Here is a 17,374-nt window from a genome sequence, read left to right as displayed (position 1 = left end):
TTAGCATTTTCACACTTTGCCAACGAGTCGAACGCATTGTGCGGCCCGTCACATACGGTGTGGTCCGCGCATTATTCGGCGAGACCCGGAGGAAGCACCGCATTGACCAAGACCGCCCCGCTGCTGCTTTCCGCGATAGCAGGTGCCACGGCCTTGCTCCTTACCGTGACCATGCCGGCTGCAGCCAATCCGAATGCAATCAACCCGATTCCGGTGCTGAACGGCTCGAACGGTTTGCCGCAGCTGCCGGGCCGCACCAAGGCGGTCTTCCAGGTCACCGGAATGGCCAGCCCCAACAACACCCAGACCTACAACGTGCTCGGGACCGACCTGGGCATCATGTGGGACGACGGGAACGGCGAGATGCTCACCGCCTTCGGTGACACCGCCGGCCTGGGCCTGCCGAATCTGCTGGTCGGCAGCACCTGGGCGTGGCGTTCGAACATCCTGCTGCGCTCACACACCCAGGACCCTGCGAACGGCATCTACTTCGACTCGGTGGTGCGCGACATCTTCGGCCAGGCGCGGGATCTGATCCCCAGCCCGAAGATCCCGTTCATCGAGATCAGCCGCATCCCCACCGCGGGCATCTCGGTCGGCGGCACCCAGTTCATGAGCCTGATGTCGGTGAAGAGCTGGGACGACGTGGGCGAGTGGACCACCAACTACTCCAGCCTCGCGGTGTCCGGCGACAACGGCGAGAACTGGGTGGAGCTGCCCGCCACCCGCCGCCCCGACGACGGCGGCAACGCGAACTTCCAGATGAACGCCTTCGTCAAGCGCGACGGGTTCCTCTACGAGTTCGGCACCGCATCCGGCCGCAACCACCCGGCATACGTCGCCCGCGTCCCAGAAGGGGCGGTCACCGATATGGGCGCGTACGAGTACTGGGACGGCGGCAAGTGGCAGAAGGACGTCAATGCGGCGCAGCCGGTGATCGGCGGCGGCGTGGCGGAGATGTCGGTGCAGTGGAACGACTACCTGGGCCAGTACGTCATGCTCACCACGGATCCGTGGAACTCGGTGGTCATGTACACCTCGCCGAGTCCCGAAGGTCCTTGGAGCGCACCGTCGGTGCTCATCGACACGCGGGAACTGCCGACGGCGTACGCGCCGTACATCTTCCCGTACCAGACCGGGCGTGACCTGTACTTCCTCACCACGGTCCACAGCCAGTACAACGTGCTGCTGATGCACACCACGCTGTAGAAAACTCAATTCTCGGGAAACCCCGATGAGACACTCGGCCGCGAACGCCTCCGCGTTCGCGGCCGAACTCGTCTCGGCGCACAGCTCATAGACTCGTCCCCATGGATGCCGCCGAATGGGACGAGCACTACGCCAATACCGAATTGGTGTGGGGCGCACCTCCGAATGCCACGGTGGTCGAACAGGTCTTCGGGCTGGAGCGGCGGGCGCCGGTCGGCGGCGGGATCGGCGAGCCGCAGCCGGAGCTGCCACGGGTGCTGGACCTGGGGTGCGGTGAGGGCCGGAACGCGCTGTGGCTGGCCACCCACGGCTGGCGGGTGGACGCCGTCGACTTCTCCCAGACCGGCATCGACAAGGGCCGGACCGTCGCCTCGCGGCTGTCTCGCTCGGTGCGCGGGCGCATCCACTGGATCCACGCGAATGTCATGCAGCTGGACGCCGCCGGCATCACCGGACCCTACGAGCTCATCCTGTTCGCCTTCCTGCACCTGCCCGCCGCGGACCGCCGCTCCCTGCTGCTGCGCGCGACCGAGATGCTCTCCCCCGAGGGCACCCTGCTGGTGATCGGCAATGACACCCTGAACCTGGCGGAAGGCTATGGCGGCGAGCAGGATCCGGCCCGGACCTTCACCCCGGCCGACATCCTCGCCGACCTGTCCCCCGCCGAGCCCGATATCCGCATCCGCATCGCCGACCGCGTGCACCGTCCCACCGAGGACCGCGACGCCATCGACGCCCTGGTGGTGGCGACCAGGCTCGCGCCGGAACCCCGGGACGAGCCGCTCGCACTCGAGGCCCCGCAGCCGCCGGCGCTCGGCCTCTCCTGACGGCACCCGGCGCTAGCTGCGGACCGCAATTCCGGTGAGCCGCGCGCTCTCCGCCCACAACCGTGCGCGGCGGTCGGGGTCGGTGGTGTGCGCGGCGGTCGGAACATCCTCGCGGCGCACGAAGAATCGCCCGGTGATGCCGTTCAGGTCCGGCGAGGTGGCCAGCCAGACCGGGGTGTCCGCCCCGGCATCCGGACCGGGCAGCATCGGATTGATCCACTGCGACCAGGCGAAGGCCCGCAGCAGCCCGCGCGCGGACTCCCGGCCCAGCCCGGTGTGCCGGATGATGCCCGGATGCGCGCCGTTGACGGTGACGCCGGTGCCCGCCAGACGCTCGGCCAGGCTGTAGACGAACATCGCGTTCATGTTCTTGGTGCGCCCGTAGGCCACGAAAGGCCGGAAACTGGGCGGGAATCCGAGCGCGCGCGCATTCTCGAAACCCAGATCGTCCAGATCGGCGGGCACTCGCCGCAGGGCCGTCGGTGAGGCCCCGACCACCACCAGCCGCGCGGATCGTCCTGCGTCGGCAAGGTTCTCGCCGAGCGTGCGCAGCAGCAGGTACGGCGCCAGATGGTTGGTGACCAGCGTGCGCTGCAGGCCCTCGGGCGTGTGGTCGCCGAGGTGGGCGACCACCGCCGCATTGCTGATCAGAATGTCGATTCGGCTGTCGCGCAGGCGATCCGCGAGCTGACGCACGTCGGCCAGCAGTGACAGATCGGCGAGTTCGCCTCGCAGCACGGCCTGCGGAACGGCCGTCCGGATCCGCTGCTGTGCGGCGTTCAATCGGCCGCGGTCCCGCCCGACCAGCACCACTTCCGCTCCCAGGCCGGCCAGCTGTCGTGCGATCGCTTCTCCGATGCCGTTCGTCGAGCCCGTGACGACGGCCGTTGTTCCCCGGTCCATACCCACTCCCTCCTAGGTTGACAACGTCAACCTAAACGCACAGGTTGACGTTGTCAACCGCCGACTACGATGGACCGATGCCGCCGTCCACTCGCACCGTGCTGCTCGATTCCGCACTCCGCCTGCTCGACGCCGGCGGGGTCGAGGCCGTCACACTGCGCGAGGTCGGCAATGGCGCGGGCGTCTCGCACAACGCGCCGTACAAGCACTTCGCCAACAAGGAAGCCCTGCTCGCGGCGGTCGCCGCCCGCGAACTATCCGAGCGCGCAACGGATTTCGCCCGCATCGTCCAGGAACACCCGGAACCCGTCGAGATGCTGCGCGGGGTCCTGCACGGCTATATCGCCTGGGCGCTCGAGCACCCCGCCCGCTTCAAGCTCGTCTTCGGCCGCTGGGCCGACGAGACGCCCGAGCTCGCCGAAACCGGCCGCAATGCGCAGAACGCCCTGATCGCCCTGGTCGGGCAGGCGCAGGCCGCGGGCAGCCTGCCGGGCGGGGATACCGAACGGATGGCCTCACTGGTCCGCGCCCTGGCCCACGGCGCCGCCGACCTCGCCTCCTCGGGCCACCTCGACGCGAACGGCAAGGGCCACGCCGACCCCGCCGATCTGGTCGACGATCTCCTCGGCTACATGGGCAGAGCGCGCTGACCCGGTGCGGCGTTCAGCTCGCGGACCAGCGCTCCAGCCACGGCGTGAACACGGCGACGATCTCCTCGAACCCCGCCCGATACGAATGCGCCTGTCCCGCAATGACATGCACCTCGGTCGCGTCGGCGGCCTCCGGGATGCCGAACGGGTCGCGGGCGCCGTTGACCACGACGACCTCGATATCCCCGGGAGCGAGCAGTTCCTCGCGGCGCGACTTCTCGGGTTTGCCCGGCGGATGCAGGGGGAACGACAGCGCGACCACGCCCCGTGCTCCGGCCGCCCGCGCGGTCCGGCACGCCACCCGCGCGCCATTGCTGCGCCCGCCCTGGACCAGCGGCACCCCACGCACCTTCTTCCGCAGTGCCGCAATGATTTCCAGCCACGCCGCGTCCTGCACGTCGGCCTTGCCCGGCGCGCGCCGCCCCGCCACCCGGTACGGCTGGGTCACCAGCGCCACCGCGCCGCCCATTTCCACCGCCGAATCCCGCAGGGCCAGTATGTCTTTCGCCTCGACGCCGCCGCCGGCGCCATGGGTGAGCACGAGCAGGAACCGCGGCTTCGCCCGCCCGCGCCGCTCGATCTCCACCTCCGCCGGTCCGGCACTCGTCTCGATGCGCATGTAGGCACCGTAATGAGGGGCACGGACCGGGCTCGCGCGGCACACCGGCGGACCGCGCCACCGCCGCCGGACCTCGATCGACCAGGCCGCGACGAGCCCGGCAACCCCGGGTCCCGGCAACTCGCGTGCTTTCAGTCACATTCGGCCGTGATGACCTTGGCGCACCTCTTACCGGTCGGTAACATGGCGCATAAGTTACCCGCCAGTAGCGCTGCTTTACGGTGTCTACCCGGTGGAGACCTAACGGGCGGGAACGGCACACACCGAACCGCACCCATCTCAATGGAGAGTGAGTACGACCATGGGTCACTACAAGAGCAACGTTCGCGACCTCGAGTTCAACCTCTTCGAGTTCCTCGGCATCCAGAAGCTGCTCGACGCGGGCGCCTACGGCGACCTCGACGCCGACACCGTCAAGGAGATGCTGAACGAGGTCCGACGTCTGGCCGAGGGCCCGCTGGCGGATTCGTTCGTCGACGGCGACCGCAACCCGCCGACCTTCGACCCGGAGACCCACACGGTCACCCTCCCCGACTCCTTCAAGAAGTCCTACCGCGCCCTCGAGGACGGCGGCTGGTCCAAGGTTCCGGTCCGCGAGGAGCTGGGCGGCCTCGGTGCCCCGTCCGTTATCGGCTGGGCCCTGGGCGAGATGGTCCTCGGCGCCAACCCGCCGGCCCAGATGTACGCCGCCGGTGCGGGTTTCGCGCAGGTCTTCTACAACAACGGCACCGATGAGCAGAAGAAGTGGGCTCAGAAGATCGCCGACCGCAACTGGGGCGCCACCATGGTGCTGACCGAGCCCGACGCGGGCTCCGACGTCGGCGCCGGCCGCACCAAGGCGATCCAGCAGGAGGACGGCTCCTGGCACATCGAGGGCGTCAAGCGCTTCATCACCTCGGGCGACTCCGACGACCTGTTCGAGAACATCATGCACCTGGTGCTGGCCCGCCCCGAGGGCGCCGGCCCGGGCACCAAGGGCCTGTCGCTGTTCTACGTGCCGAAGTTCCACTTCGACTTCGACACCGACACCCTGGGTGAGCGCAACGGCGTGTTCGTCACCAATGTCGAGCACAAGATGGGCATCAAGGTCTCGGCCACCTGTGAGGTCACCTTCGGCGGCCACGGCGTTCCGGCCAAGGGCTGGCTGGTGGGCGAGGTCCACAACGGCATCGCGCAGATGTTCGACGTCATCGAGAACGCGCGAATGATGGTGGGCACCAAGGCCATCGCCACCCTGTCGACCGGTTACCTGAACGCGCTCGAGTACGCCAAGACCCGTGTGCAGGGCGCCGACCTGACCCAGATGACCGACAAGAGCGCCCCGCGCGTCACCATCACCCACCACCCGGACGTGCGTCGTTCGCTGGCCATGCAGAAGGCGTACGCCGAGGGCCTGCGCGCCGTGTACCTGTACACCGCCGCGCACCAGAACGCCGACATCGCCGAGCTGGTCTCGGGCGCCGACAAGGACACCGCGTTCCGCGTCAACGACCTGCTGCTGCCGATCGTCAAGGGTGTCGGTTCCGAGCGGGCCTACCAGTACCTGACCGACTCGCTGCAGACCTTCGGCGGCTCCGGCTTCCTGCAGGACTACCCGATCGAGCAGTACATCCGCGACGCCAAGATCGACTCGCTGTACGAGGGCACCACCGCCATCCAGGCGCAGGACTTCTTCTTCCGCAAGATCGCCCGCGACCGCGGCGTGGCGCTGGCCCACGTGGCCGGCCAGGTGCAGAAGTTCATCGAGCGTGAGGGCGGCAACGGCCGCCTGAAGGCCGAGCGCAAGCTGCTGGCCACCGCCCTCGAGGACGTGCAGGGCATGGCCGCCACCCTGACCGGGCACCTGATGGGCGCCCAGCAGGACCCGAAGGAGCTCTACAAGGTCGGCCTGGGCTCGGTCCGCTTCCTGCTGGCCGTCGGCGACCTGATCATCGGCTGGCTGCTGCTGGCCCAGGCCGAGGTCGCCATCAACGCCCTCGACAACGGCTCCAACGAGCCGTTCTACCAGGGCAAGATCGCCACCGCGCAGTTCTTCGCCCGCAACGTGCTGCCGGAGCTGACCTCGATCCGCACCGTCCTGTCCAACCTGGACAACGACATCATGGAGCTGGACGAAGCGGCCTTCTGACGCAGGGTCCCGGGGGCTGTGCCCCCGAACCCCCAGTACCAAGCGATGCGGCCCGGAATCTTCCGGGCCGCATCGCTTTTCGGCGTTTCTTCGGAGGCGGTCTACCAGTGCTCACCCGAGGCGGAGGCGGAGATGGTGCTGATGAAGCCGAGGATGAAGTGAGCCAGCCAGTCCATGGGGTACCCGTCTGTCGTACTGAAAAATGAATGCCTCAGAACGCTATCCACAACCGATGCCGAACGGTTGCCCCGAACTTCCCGGGCATGAACCTCACGACTGCTCGGTCCATGAGGCATCCGATCCCCGCCGCAACCGGCAGCACACTGGCGGCGATCTCAATTCGGTGGGCGATTTTCGAGTTCAGAAGTCAGAAAATGCCAGGAACTCCGCCGCTCACGGCCATCCCAATCAGCTGCTAGCAAATTTTCTGCAACGATAATCGGGGGGCAAAAATAGAGCTCCGTGCGGTTGCCGGGTCGGGGGTCTGGCAACAGCACGGAGCCATCCCTTCTATCGACACCCATTCCAGGGCGTTACACACCCGTTCCGCCCGAGTGGAAAAAAATTTCGCGGCCCACCGCTGGGGGGACAATCGAGACGGATCGGAACCGTACGACGCGAGGAGACCACTCATGGAGCTCGGAATGATCGGACTCGGCCGGATGGGCGCGAATATCGTGCGCCGGATCGTGCGGGACGGGCATACCGCCGTCGGCTACGAACGCCACCCGGAGCACATCGAGGAACTCTCCGCCGAACTCGGCGACAGTTTCCAGGGCAGCACCGAACTCCCCAAGTTCGTGGCCATGCTCACCGCCCCGCGCGTGGTGTGGGTGATGATCCCGGCGGGCGCCACCGGTGCGGTCATCGACACGCTGGCCGGGCTGCTGGAACCCGGCGACATCATCATCGACGGCGGCAACAGCCGCTACCACGAGGACATCGCGCGGGCGAAGGCCCTGCGGCCCAAGGGCATCCACTACGTGGACATCGGCACCTCGGGCGGCGTATTCGGGCTCGAGCGCGGCTTCTGCCTGATGATCGGCGGCGAGAACGACACCGTCGCCCACCTGGACCCGCTGCTGAAGTCGATCGCGCCCGGCGTGGACGCCGCGCCGCGCACCCCCGGTCGCACCGGTACGCCCTCCACCGCCGAACAGGGCTACCTGCACTGCGGCCCCGCGGGTGCGGGGCACTTCGTGAAGATGGTGCACAACGGGATCGAGTACGGCGCGATGGCCGCGTACGCGGAGGGCCTCAACATCCTCCACCGGGCCGATGCCGGCGAGCACCAGGACACCGAGCACTCCGCGGAGGTCACCCCGCTCGAACACCCCGAGTACTACCGCTACGACATCGACGTACCCGAGGTCACCGAGGTGTGGCGGCGTGGTTCGGTGGTCGCCTCCTGGCTGCTCGACCTCACCGCCGCCGAGCTCTACGCCGACCCGAACCTCGATTCCTTCGGCGGCCGCGTCTCCGATTCGGGCGAGGGTCGCTGGACCCTCGATGCTGCCATCGACGAGGGCGTGCCCGCCCCCGTCCTGTCCGCGGCCCTGTTCCAGCGCTTTTCCTCCCGCGGCGAGGGGCTCTACGCCGACAAGGTGCTTTCTGCCATGCGCCAGGCCTTCGGTGGTCATCATGAGCTACCGCAGGGGTGAATGCGCCACACGCGGTGGCGCACCCGGTGTCGATGGCGGGAGATCGAAGAACTCCGGCTACGGTCGGGGCATGCGCCTTGTACCGGGAATCGTCGTCGCGGTGACCGCACTCGTGCTGTCCGGCTGTTCCAGCAGCGACAACTCGTCCACTCAATCCGCGCAGACCAGCAGCGGATCCCCGAGCAGCACCACCACCATCGCACCGCCGGCCACGACTCCGGCACAGCAGGATTGCGCGGCCGGCTACCTGTCGCAGTTCACGCTGCGGCAGAAGCTGGCGCAGCTGCTCACCGTCGGCGTCACCGGCGAGTCCGATGCCGAGAACGTGGTGAAGACCGAGCAGATCGGCGGCATCTTCATCGGCAGCTGGACCGACAAGGCCATGCTGGCCCAGCACCAGGTGGACGCGGTCCAGAAGGCCTCGCGGACACCGCTCATGGTGACCATCGACGAGGAGGGCGGGCGGGTCTCACGCGCCAAGGACCTGATCGGGGCCGCGCCCTCGTCCCGGGTGATCGCGCAGACCATGAGCCCGGACGAGTTCTACACCTTCAGCCTGGACCGGGCGCAGAAGCTGAAGGCGCTCGGCGTGACCGTGGACTTCGCGCCCGACGCCGATGTCAGCAGCCAGCCCGACGATTCGGTGATCGGCGACCGCTCCTTCTCCGACGACCCGGACGTGGTGGTGCAGTACGCGGGCGCGTTCATCCGGGCCTTCAAGGACGCCGGGGTGGGCAGCGTCATGAAGCACTTCCCCGGCCACGGTTCGGGCTCGGGCGACTCGCACACCGGCGCGGTGCAGACCCCGCCGCTGGATCAGCTGCAGAACAAGGACCTGGTGCCGTTCCGGCAGCTGGTCGATTCGGGTGCGGCGGTCATGGTCGGCCACCTGGATGTGCCCGGGCTCACCACCCCGAATGTTCCGGCCAGTATCAGCCCGCAGGCCATGGCACTGCTGCGGCAGGGCACCGGCTACGGCGCAGCGCCCTTCGACGGCGTCATCTTCACCGACGATCTGGGCGGCATGGCGGCCATCACCAATCGCATGAGCATCGAGGACGCGGTGGAGGCCGCCCTGGTCGCGGGCGCCGACAATGCGCTGTGGATCACCACGGACGCGGTGCCGAAGGTGCTCGACCGGCTCGTCGACGCGGTCAGCAGCGGCCGCTTACCGGGAGCCCAGGTGGATGCCTCGGTCCTTCGCATGGCAAAGTTCAAGGGCTCCGCGCCGCACTGCTGAGCAAACTTCCGGTTTCGAGTACATCTCACGGATCGGCCCGCCGCGGCGCGAAAGCGCTGTTGAGCGCGGTATTGGCGAAGGACCGGCAATTCACGCTCGTGGAACTTACCATGGAGTAAGATAAGGACTTCGACGCTCGTCGAGAGCGTCGACTGTCCGGTCTTAGGAGAGTGAATGGCAGGCGGAACGAAACGGCTTCCTCGCGCGGTGCGCGAGCAGCAGATGCTCGACGCCGCCGTGGAGGTCTTCTCGCGCAAGGGGTACCACGACACCTCCATGGACGCCATCGCCGCCGAGGCGAAGATCTCCAAGCCGATGCTGTACCTCTACTACGGATCCAAGGACGAGCTCTTCCGCGCCTGCATCCACCGCGAGAGCATGCGGTTCATCGAGGCGGTCGCGGTCGCGGGCAACCCCAAGCTGACCCCGCACGAGCAGCTGCGCGCGGGCCTGGAGGCCTTCCTGTCCTACGTGGACCAGAACCGGCTGTCCTGGCAGGTCCTCTACCGGCAGGCGCTGGGCCAGCAGCCCTTCGCCTCCGAGATCGCCAACAGCCGCGACCGGGTCATCGAACTCACCGCGAAGCTGTTGGAATCCAGCGCCAAATACGCCGAACCGGGCACCAATTTCGAGGTGGTGTCGGTGGCCGTGATCGGCGCGGGCGAGGCCATCGCCGACCGGGTCGCCAGCGGGCAGATCGATATGGCCGAGGCCGTGAACCTGCTCGACGATCTGGCCTGGCGCGGTCTGTCCGGCAGCAAGAAGAAGACCGAACCGGTCTGACCCGGCGCCCGGACCGTCCATCGCCCGGCCGACTTGCCGCCGCGCCTCTCGCCTGCCACAGTTCGCTGCGATCGTGTTGCAGGACGGCCGCTTCGGCCGGGGATGGGGATCGTCGTTGTTCGGCTTGCTGAAGCCGTGTGCGCACAGTGCGGCGCGGCACGGTATCGACCCGTCGGCCTGGCAGACCCACCTGTGCGGTCTCTGCCTGGGTTTGCGTGACGGCCACGGCCAGCTCGCGCGCGCGGCGACCAATACCGATGCCATCGTCCTCGAAATACTCACCGAGGCACAGCAATCCGAGCCGTCCGCCCGCACCGGCGCGGGCCCCTGCCCATTGCGCGGCATGCGCCGCGCCGAGGTGGTCGCCGCCGACGCACCCGGCGTGCGCCTCGCCGCGACCGCCTCACTGCTGCTGGGCGCGGCCAAGATTCGCGACCATGTCGACGACGGCGATGCCCACCGCCTGGCGCGCCGCCCGCTCACCCGCGTCTCCACCCGGTGGCACACCCGGGCGCGCGCCGCCGCCGAGCCCCTCGGTCTCGACGTCGAACCGCTGATCGCCGCGATCGAATCGCAGCTGCGGCTGGAGAATTCACCCGAGAGCACGCTCGCCGAGCTGACCGCGCCGACCCAGCTCTGCGCGGCGGAATTGTTCGCGCACACCGCGATTCTCGCGAACCGGCCCGAGAACGCCGGCGCCCTGCGGGCGGCGGGATGGCATTTCGGCCGTATCGCGCACCTGGCCGACGCGCTCGAAGACCTCGACGCGGACAATGCCGAGGGTCACTTCAACCCGCTGTCGGCCACCGGAACCACCCCGGAACAGGCGCACGCCCTTGTGGCCGAATCGAATTCACTCCTGCGCGCGGCCCTCGCCCGCGTCGCCCTGGACCGCGCCGCCACGGTCCGCTGGATCCTGCTCGACCCGCTGGGAGGCGTGGTCCGCAAGCTGGGCCGGGCCGCGGGCATCGCGCACACCTGCACCACCCACACCTGTCGCACGCACTCCGCGACGGCATCCGGGGCGGCACCGCGCGGCGGGCAGCCCTGGCAGCCGAGTCCCGGACCGCACTACCCCGGGCCCGGCGGACCGCAGTATCCCGGCTCGGAGCCGCAGTTTCAGCCGCCGTGGCAGCCGGGCGCGCCGTTCACGCCGCAGCCGGGGCTGGTGCCGCCCGGGCCGGGAGGACCGCCGATGCAGCGGCCGAGCCTGCTCGAGGGGCTGGGGATCATCGGCACCCAGTACTGCACCGGCTACGCGTGTTTCAAGTGGCACACCCGCCCGTGCAGCGGGCATCACAAGGCGCCGTGGATCGACCGCTGCGACTGCGACTGCTGCGACTGCTGTAGCAACTGCAACTGCGGCGGCGGCCATCACCACGCCGCGGGTGGCGGTGGCGGCTGCTGCGACGGACACGGCTGCTGCGACTGCAATTGCGGCGGGTGTGATTGCGATTGCTGCGACGGCGACTGCTGCGACTGTGACTGCTGCGGATGCGATTGCAGCTGCTGAACGTCGCGAGCCGAGACCGGCACGGCCGCCCCGGTTGCGTCGTGTGATCGCCGTGCAAGGGGCGTGCAAGCGGTCGTGCCCAGGCTGGGGGCATGACAACGGCACATGTTCCGGTCCTGGTGGCCGGCGGCGGTCTGGTCGGGTTGTCCGCCGCGCTGTTCCTCGAATACCACGGCGTCCCTTACGTTCTGGTGGAGCGGCGGGCGACCGCCTCGCCGCTGCCACGTTCGCGGGGGCTGCACACCCGCACCGGTGAGATGTACCGGCAGGCCGGGGTCGAGGCGCAGATCCTGGAGGCGGCGGCGAGCGCGTTGCGGGCGGGGAAGTTCGGCGGCGCGTGGACCGGCGAGTCGGTGCGGACCGCGGAGTCGCTGGATCTGTCGGGGCTGGGCGCGGCCATGGCGGCCGCGGATCCGAGTCCGTCGCAGTTCGTGTTCCTGCCGCAGGTGCAGCTCGAACCGGTGCTCGCGCAGGCCGCCCGGGAGCGCGGCGGCGACCTCCGATTCGCTACGGAGCTGGTGGAATTCGAGCAGGACGGGACGGGTGTCAGCGCGCTGCTGCGGGACGCCTCGGGTGCGCGGTCGCCGCTGCGGGCCGATTACCTGATCGCGGCGGACGGTGCGGGGAGTCCGATCCGCCGGGCGCTGGGCATCACCGGCCGGGAGCTGCCACCGACCCACCACTATATGAATGTGTTCGCCCGCACCGACCTCACCGGCCTGCTCGACGGCCGCGCCTTCAGCCAGTGCGAGATCACCGGCCCGGCGGTGCGCGGACTCGTGTTGTCCAAGAACAACACCGACGAATGGTCCTTCCACATCGAATACGACCCGGCCACCGAATCGCCCGCCGACTGGCCGGATGCGCGCTGTGTCACGGCCATTCGCGCCATGGTCGGCGCGCCCGATCTCGAGGTGCGGATCCTGGCCCGCAGCGCCTGGGACACCGGCACTTTCGTGGCCGACGAGTACCGCCGCGATCGAATCTTCCTGGTCGGCGATGCGGCGCACCGCCACGCGCCCTGGGGCGGCTATGGCGGCAACACCGGCGTCGCCGACGCGCACAATCTGGTCTGGAAACTGGCGGCCACCCTGCACGGGAACGCCGGTCCGGCGCTGCTGGATTCCTATGCGGCCGAGCGCCGCCCGCGCGCCGAGGTGGCGGTCGAGCAGTCGCGTCTGGGCACCGACTTCCGGACCCGCTACGGCATCGAAACCCCTGGCAATGCCGACGATCTGGCCCGCAGGCTGGATACGGCGACGGTGATGACCCGCTACCGCTATACCTCGACAGCCGTCCTCACCGCTCCCGGCGCAGCCCCGCATGTCGCGACTCTGCAGGGCCGGACGGGAACCCGCCTCCCGCACTGGTGCGTCGACGCCGGCTGGTGGACCCCCTCCACCCTGGACCTGTGCGGCCCGGGCTTCACCCTGCTGGTCGCGGGTCCGGCCGGGGCGTGGCGCACGGCCGCCGCGCAGGCGCGGCGCGCCACCGGTATCGACCTGGCCGTGCACGCCCTGCCGGCGGCCGACTGCGCGACGCATGCCGGGCTGGCCGCGGGCGAAGCCCTACTGGTCCGGCCGGATCACCACATCGCGGCCGGTCCCGATTCCGGGCTGACGCCGGACTGGCTCGGTGACGTGCTGACGCTGCTGGTGGACGGCAGCAGTGCGCCGATGCGCTCGCCCATCGCCTGACCCGCTCCGGAAATACAAGAGCCGCACACTGTTTCGGCCGGATGTAGAAACCCCTGCGTGGCGACATCCGAATTCGAAACGGTGTGCGGCTCTTCACCCCCGTCGGGCGGACCGCCGGATGGCGGCCGCGCCCGAACCTTCGGGTGTCAGGCTCGACACTTCCTCGCACTGCGGGTTTTCGACACTACCCGCGCGGCGAGGTTTCAGCGCAGCGTAGCGGTCAGGTGCGGGAAGCCCTTCTTCGGGTTCTTCAAGGACAGGTCCCACCCACCGGACACCTGGTCCGCATACAGGTTCACCGTGGACGGCAGGAAGATCGGCTTGCCGAACTTCACCGCGTAGGTGACCTGGTCGGGGATCCGGCCCTCGAGCGCGCCGAGCACGGTGGCGGCCGACCACATGCCGTGCGCGATCGGCTTCGGGAACCCGAAGGCCTTGGCGCCCAGCGCCGAGGTGTGGATCGGGTTGTGGTCGCCCGAGGCGCCCGCGTAGCGGTTGATCATCTTCTGATCGACGCGCAGCGCGCGCAGCGGCGGGGGCGGCACCTCGTCCGGCTTGGGCTCGGGCTTGGGCCCGCCCGACAGCGAGGTGCGCTGCTGGTGCAGGAAGGTGGTGACCTGACGCCACACCAGCTCCCGGCCCACACTGACCTCGGTGACGGCGTCCACCAGCAGGCCCTTGGGGTGCTCACGCAGGTTCTCGATGTGGGTCTCGAAGTCCAGCGGCTCGGACACCGAGATCTCGCGGGTGCGCTCGATGACGTTCTCCGCGTGCACCGCGCCCACGGCCACGAACGGGAAGTCGCGGGCGACGACCAGCTGCATGGCCAGCGGGAAGCTGAGCACGAACGGGTAGGTCAGCGGCAGTGCGTCGCCGAAGCGCAGGCCGGTGGCCCGGCAGTAGGAGGCGAGGTGGTCCGGGTCGACCTTGAAGCCCTCGAGCCGGACACTGCGGTCCGGCAGGGTGGCCTTGCGGGCCGACAGACCCGGCACCGGCAGCGCGCCCAGGGCGGCCTTGACGAACAGGCCGCCGTTCTTGGGCACCTCGGAGAGGTTGACGGTCTGCGTCATCATGCTCCGATCAGGGCCTGGCCGCAGACGCGAACGATATTGCCGGACACCGCGTTCGACGCCGGGGAGGCGAAGTAGGCGATGGTCTCGGCGACGTCCACGGTCTGACCGCCCTGCAGCAGCGAGGACAGCAGGCGCCCGCCCTCGCGGGTGGCCAGCGGGATGGCGGCGGTCATGGCGGTCTCGATGAAACCGGGGGCCACCGCGTTGATGGTGATGCCCTGCTCGGCCAGCTTCGGGGCCTCGGCGTTCACCATGCCGATGACACCGGCCTTGGAGGCGCCGTAGTTGGTCTGGCCGCGGTTGCCGGCGATGCCCGCGATGGAGGACACGTCGATGACCCGGCCACCCGTGCGGAGCGCGCCCGCGGCCACCAGGCCCTCGGTAATGCGGTGCGGCGCGGCCAGGTTCACGTTGATGACCGAGTTCCAGCGGCCCTCGTCCATATTGGCGAGCAGCTTGTCGCGGGTGATGCCGGCGTTGTGGACGACGATGTCGATGCCGCCGAAGCGCTCGGTGGCGAAAGCGGCCAGCTTCTCGGCGGCGTCGGTGGCGGTGACGTCGAGGGCGAGCGCGGTGGCGCCGACCTTGTTGGCGGTCTCCGACAGCGCCTCGCCGGCGGCCGGGATGTCGGCCACGATCACGGTCGCGCCGTCCCGGGCGAAGACCTCGGCGATGGTGGCGCCGATGCCGCGGGCGGCACCGGTGACCACGGCGACCTTGCCCTCCAGGGGCTTGTCCCACGAGGCCGGGGCGGTCGAGTCGTCCTTGCCGACCCGGAAGACCTGGCCGTCGACGAACGCCGACTTGCCGGACAGCACGAAGCGCAGGGTGGACTCCAGACCCGTTGCGGCCGTGGCGGCCTCGGGGTGGAGGTAGACCAGGTTGCTGGTGGCGCCGCGCAGCAGCTCCTTGCCGACCGAGCGGGTGAAGCCCTCCAGCGCGCGCTGCGCGATCTGGGCGTCGACCGAATCGGTGAGCTCGGGGGTGGTGCCGATGACCAGCACGCGGCCGGAGGCGGCGATGCTGCGCATGGCGGGCTGGAAGAACTCGAACAGCTGCTGCAGCTCCTCGATGGTGCGGATGCCGGTGGCGTCGAAGACCAGCGCGCCGAACTTCACGCCCGGGGTGACCGCATCCACGAAGGTGTAGTCGCTCAGCAGGTTCCGCACGGCGTCGGCGACGCGGCCCTTGCCGCCCACCAGCACCGGGCCCGGGAGCGCGGCCTCGCCGGCCTTGTAGCGGCGCAGCGTCTCCGGCTGCGGCAGGCCCAGTTTCGAGGCCAGGAACGCGCCCGGCGCGGAGTGAACGAACGATCCGTACAGGTTGGGAGCGCCCTTGCTCTTGCTGGCAGCCACGTTTCCTACCTTCTCTTGTGTGGGTGAGTGGTCCGCGCCCGCTCGGGCCTTGCGCACCGGCCTCGGGAGCGGCGTTGCGCACATGTGCGGGGTACGGTGTCGACAATGAACTTACTCCAGAGTAAGTTTAATGTAAACCGAGTGGCGCGCATCCACCGGATCGCGCGTGCCGGAAATCCCACCGACGAGACACTGGAGACTCGAGTGACCACCAAAGCCCGTTCGGCGAAGGCCGCGGCCAAGACCACCAAGCAGGCCCGCCCGGTTGCCATCCTCGGCGGTAACCGCATCCCGTTCGCTCGTTCCGACGGCAAGTACGCCCACGCTTCCAACCAGGACATGTTCACCGCGGCCCTGAACGGCCTGGTCGCCCGCTTCGGCCTGCAGGGCGAGCGCCTGGGCATGGTCGTCGGCGGCGCGGTCCTCAAGCGCGTCGGCGAGCACGGCATGATCCGGGAGAGCGTGCTCGGCTCCACCCTGTCGCCCTACACCGCGGCCCACGACCTGCAGCTGGCCTGCGGCACCGGCCTGCAGTCCATCGTCACCGTGGCCGACGGCATCGCCCTGGGCCGCATCGAGAACGGCGTCGGCGGCGGCACCGACACCACCTCCGACGCGCCGATCGGCGTGAGCGAGGGCATGCGCGAGTGGATGCTCGACGCCAACCGCGCCAAGAAGAACTCCGACTACGTGAAGCTCGTCGGCCGGCTGCGTCCCTCGATGGTCGGCATCGAGATCCCGCGCAATGCCGAGCCGCGCACCGGGCTGTCCATGGGTGAGCACGCCGCCATCACCGCCAAGGAATTCGGCATCTCCCGCGAGGCGCAGGACGAGCTGGCCTACCTGTCGCACAAGAACATGGCCGCCGCCTACGACCGCGGCTTCATGGACGACCTCGTCACCCCGTTCCTGGGCCTGACCCGCGACGACAACCTGCGACCGGGTTCCACCATCGAGAAGCTGGCCACCCTGAAGCCGGTCTTCGGCACCAAGCTGGGCGACGCCACCATGACCGCCGGCAACTCCACCCCGCTCACCGACGGCGCGTCCGCGGTGCTGCTGGGCTCCGAGGAGTGGGCGGCCTCGCGCAACCTGTCGCCGCTGGCCTACCTGGTGGACTCCGAGGTCGCCGCGGTGGACTACATCCACGGCCCCGACGGCCTGCTCATGGCCCCCACCTACGCGGTGCCGCGCATGCTGGCCCGCAACGGCCTGACCCTGCAGGATTTCGACTACTACGAGATCCACGAGGCCTTCGCCTCCGTGGTGCTCGCCACCCTGCAGGCCTGGGAGTCGGACCAGTACTGCAAGGAGCGCCTGGGCCTGGACGGCGCGCTCGGCAAGATCGACCGCGCCAAGCTGAACGTGAACGGCTCCTCGCTCGCCGCGGGCCACCCGTTCGCCGCCACCGGCGGCCGGATCATCGCCCAGACCGCCAAGCAGCTGGCCGAGAAGGGTGGCGGCCGCGCGCTGGTCTCCATCTGCGCCGCAGGCGGCCAGGGCGTCGTCGCCATCGTCGAGCGGTAGTTCGTCAGGGGCTACGCCCCTGAAAACCCTTGGAGGTTGGGGGCATTGCCCCCAAACCCCCGCTTCTGTGTTCGAGGGCGGTGCCCGGCCGGGACGACGGCCGGGGGGCCACCGCGACCGCGTTGGGGGTCCCCCCCACCGCCCCGTTCCGTGTCCGCGTCCCAAAGTCCGTAGTCGGCAGGGCCGGTT

At 69.3% G+C, this 17,374-nt stretch carries 14 protein-coding genes; 10 read left to right on the top strand and 4 right to left on the bottom strand.

Annotated features, from left to right (window positions below; genetic code table 11):
• Positions 1–102: 102 nt before the first annotated feature.
• Both ACFXN1_RS30560 and ACFXN1_RS30555 read left to right on the top strand, forming a co-directional pair.
• Positions 103–1,209: a DUF4185 domain-containing protein gene (locus tag ACFXN1_RS30560; protein ID WP_379441299.1), complete on the top strand. Its 1,107-nt coding sequence runs from the start codon at positions 103–105 to the stop codon at positions 1,207–1,209.
• A 101-nt stretch (positions 1,210–1,310) separates the two neighbouring features.
• Positions 1,311–2,036 carry a class I SAM-dependent methyltransferase gene (locus ACFXN1_RS30555; RefSeq protein WP_379441298.1) on the top strand — a complete coding sequence of 242 codons (726 nt, stop codon included), beginning with the start codon at positions 1,311–1,313 and terminating at the stop codon, positions 2,034–2,036.
• Positions 2,037–2,048: 12 nt separating this feature from the next.
• On the opposite strand, the gene ACFXN1_RS30550 is transcribed toward ACFXN1_RS30555, so the two are convergent.
• Positions 2,049–2,939 carry an SDR family NAD(P)-dependent oxidoreductase gene (locus tag ACFXN1_RS30550; protein WP_379441297.1) on the bottom strand — a complete coding sequence of 297 codons (891 nt, stop codon included), beginning with the start codon at positions 2,937–2,939 and terminating at the stop codon, positions 2,049–2,051.
• A gap of 77 nt (positions 2,940–3,016) precedes the next feature.
• On the opposite strand from ACFXN1_RS30550, the gene ACFXN1_RS30545 reads away from it, so the two are divergent.
• Complete coding sequence (locus tag ACFXN1_RS30545) at positions 3,017–3,589, top strand: TetR/AcrR family transcriptional regulator (protein WP_379441295.1); 573 nt, start codon at positions 3,017–3,019, stop codon at positions 3,587–3,589.
• Between the two features lie 13 nt (positions 3,590–3,602).
• On the opposite strand, the gene ACFXN1_RS30540 is transcribed toward ACFXN1_RS30545, so the two are convergent.
• A complete protein-coding gene (locus tag ACFXN1_RS30540) occupies positions 3,603–4,208 on the bottom strand; it encodes an alpha/beta family hydrolase (RefSeq protein WP_379441294.1) in 606 nt (201 codons plus the stop codon).
• 301 nt (positions 4,209–4,509) lie between these two features.
• Here ACFXN1_RS30540 and ACFXN1_RS30535 point away from each other — a divergent pair, with 301 nt between their 5' ends.
• The 6 genes from ACFXN1_RS30535 to ACFXN1_RS30510 all read left to right on the top strand — a co-directional run bounded on the left by ACFXN1_RS30535 (position 4,510) and on the right by ACFXN1_RS30510 (position 13,230).
• Positions 4,510–6,336: an acyl-CoA dehydrogenase gene (locus tag ACFXN1_RS30535; RefSeq protein WP_379441293.1), complete on the top strand. Its 1,827-nt coding sequence runs from the start codon at positions 4,510–4,512 to the stop codon at positions 6,334–6,336.
• Between the two features lie 632 nt (positions 6,337–6,968).
• Positions 6,969–7,997, top strand: coding sequence for a phosphogluconate dehydrogenase (NAD(+)-dependent, decarboxylating) (gene gnd / locus ACFXN1_RS30530; RefSeq protein ID WP_379404250.1), 1,029 nt, complete (start codon positions 6,969–6,971; stop codon positions 7,995–7,997).
• A 70-nt stretch (positions 7,998–8,067) separates the two neighbouring features.
• Positions 8,068–9,237 (top strand): glycoside hydrolase family 3 N-terminal domain-containing protein, encoded by a 1,170-nt coding sequence (locus ACFXN1_RS30525; RefSeq protein WP_379441290.1) that lies wholly within the window; start codon positions 8,068–8,070, stop codon positions 9,235–9,237.
• A 174-nt stretch (positions 9,238–9,411) separates the two neighbouring features.
• Positions 9,412–10,020, top strand: coding sequence for a TetR/AcrR family transcriptional regulator (locus tag ACFXN1_RS30520; RefSeq protein WP_356995924.1), 609 nt, complete (start codon positions 9,412–9,414; stop codon positions 10,018–10,020).
• Between the two features lie 115 nt (positions 10,021–10,135).
• Positions 10,136–11,533 (top strand): DUF5685 family protein, encoded by a 1,398-nt coding sequence (locus ACFXN1_RS30515; protein WP_379441289.1) that lies wholly within the window; start codon positions 10,136–10,138, stop codon positions 11,531–11,533.
• A gap of 92 nt (positions 11,534–11,625) precedes the next feature.
• Positions 11,626–13,230, top strand: coding sequence for an FAD-dependent monooxygenase (locus ACFXN1_RS30510; RefSeq protein ID WP_379441287.1), 1,605 nt, complete (start codon positions 11,626–11,628; stop codon positions 13,228–13,230).
• 203 nt (positions 13,231–13,433) lie between these two features.
• On the opposite strand, the gene ACFXN1_RS30505 is transcribed toward ACFXN1_RS30510, so the two are convergent.
• Both ACFXN1_RS30505 and ACFXN1_RS30500 read right to left on the bottom strand, forming a co-directional pair.
• Complete coding sequence (locus ACFXN1_RS30505; RefSeq protein ID WP_379441286.1) at positions 13,434–14,303, bottom strand: MaoC family dehydratase; 870 nt, start codon at positions 14,301–14,303, stop codon at positions 13,434–13,436.
• Positions 14,300–15,658 (bottom strand): 3-oxoacyl-ACP reductase, encoded by a 1,359-nt coding sequence (locus ACFXN1_RS30500; protein WP_379404238.1) that lies wholly within the window; start codon positions 15,656–15,658, stop codon positions 14,300–14,302. Before ACFXN1_RS30500 ends, ACFXN1_RS30505 begins: the two co-directional genes overlap by 4 nt.
• A 204-nt stretch (positions 15,659–15,862) precedes the next feature.
• Between ACFXN1_RS30500 and ACFXN1_RS30495 the strand changes: the two genes are divergently transcribed.
• Complete coding sequence (locus tag ACFXN1_RS30495; RefSeq protein WP_379404236.1) at positions 15,863–17,185, top strand: acetyl-CoA C-acetyltransferase; 1,323 nt, start codon at positions 15,863–15,865, stop codon at positions 17,183–17,185.
• Positions 17,186–17,374: the final 189 nt, after the last annotated feature.

Source organism: Nocardia sp. NPDC059154 (assembly GCF_042755705.1).
Lineage (GTDB): Bacteria > Actinomycetota > Actinomycetes > Mycobacteriales > Mycobacteriaceae > Nocardia.
The sequence above is the reverse complement of the archived record's forward strand: the minus strand, read 5'-3'. Positions and strand labels throughout refer to the sequence as shown.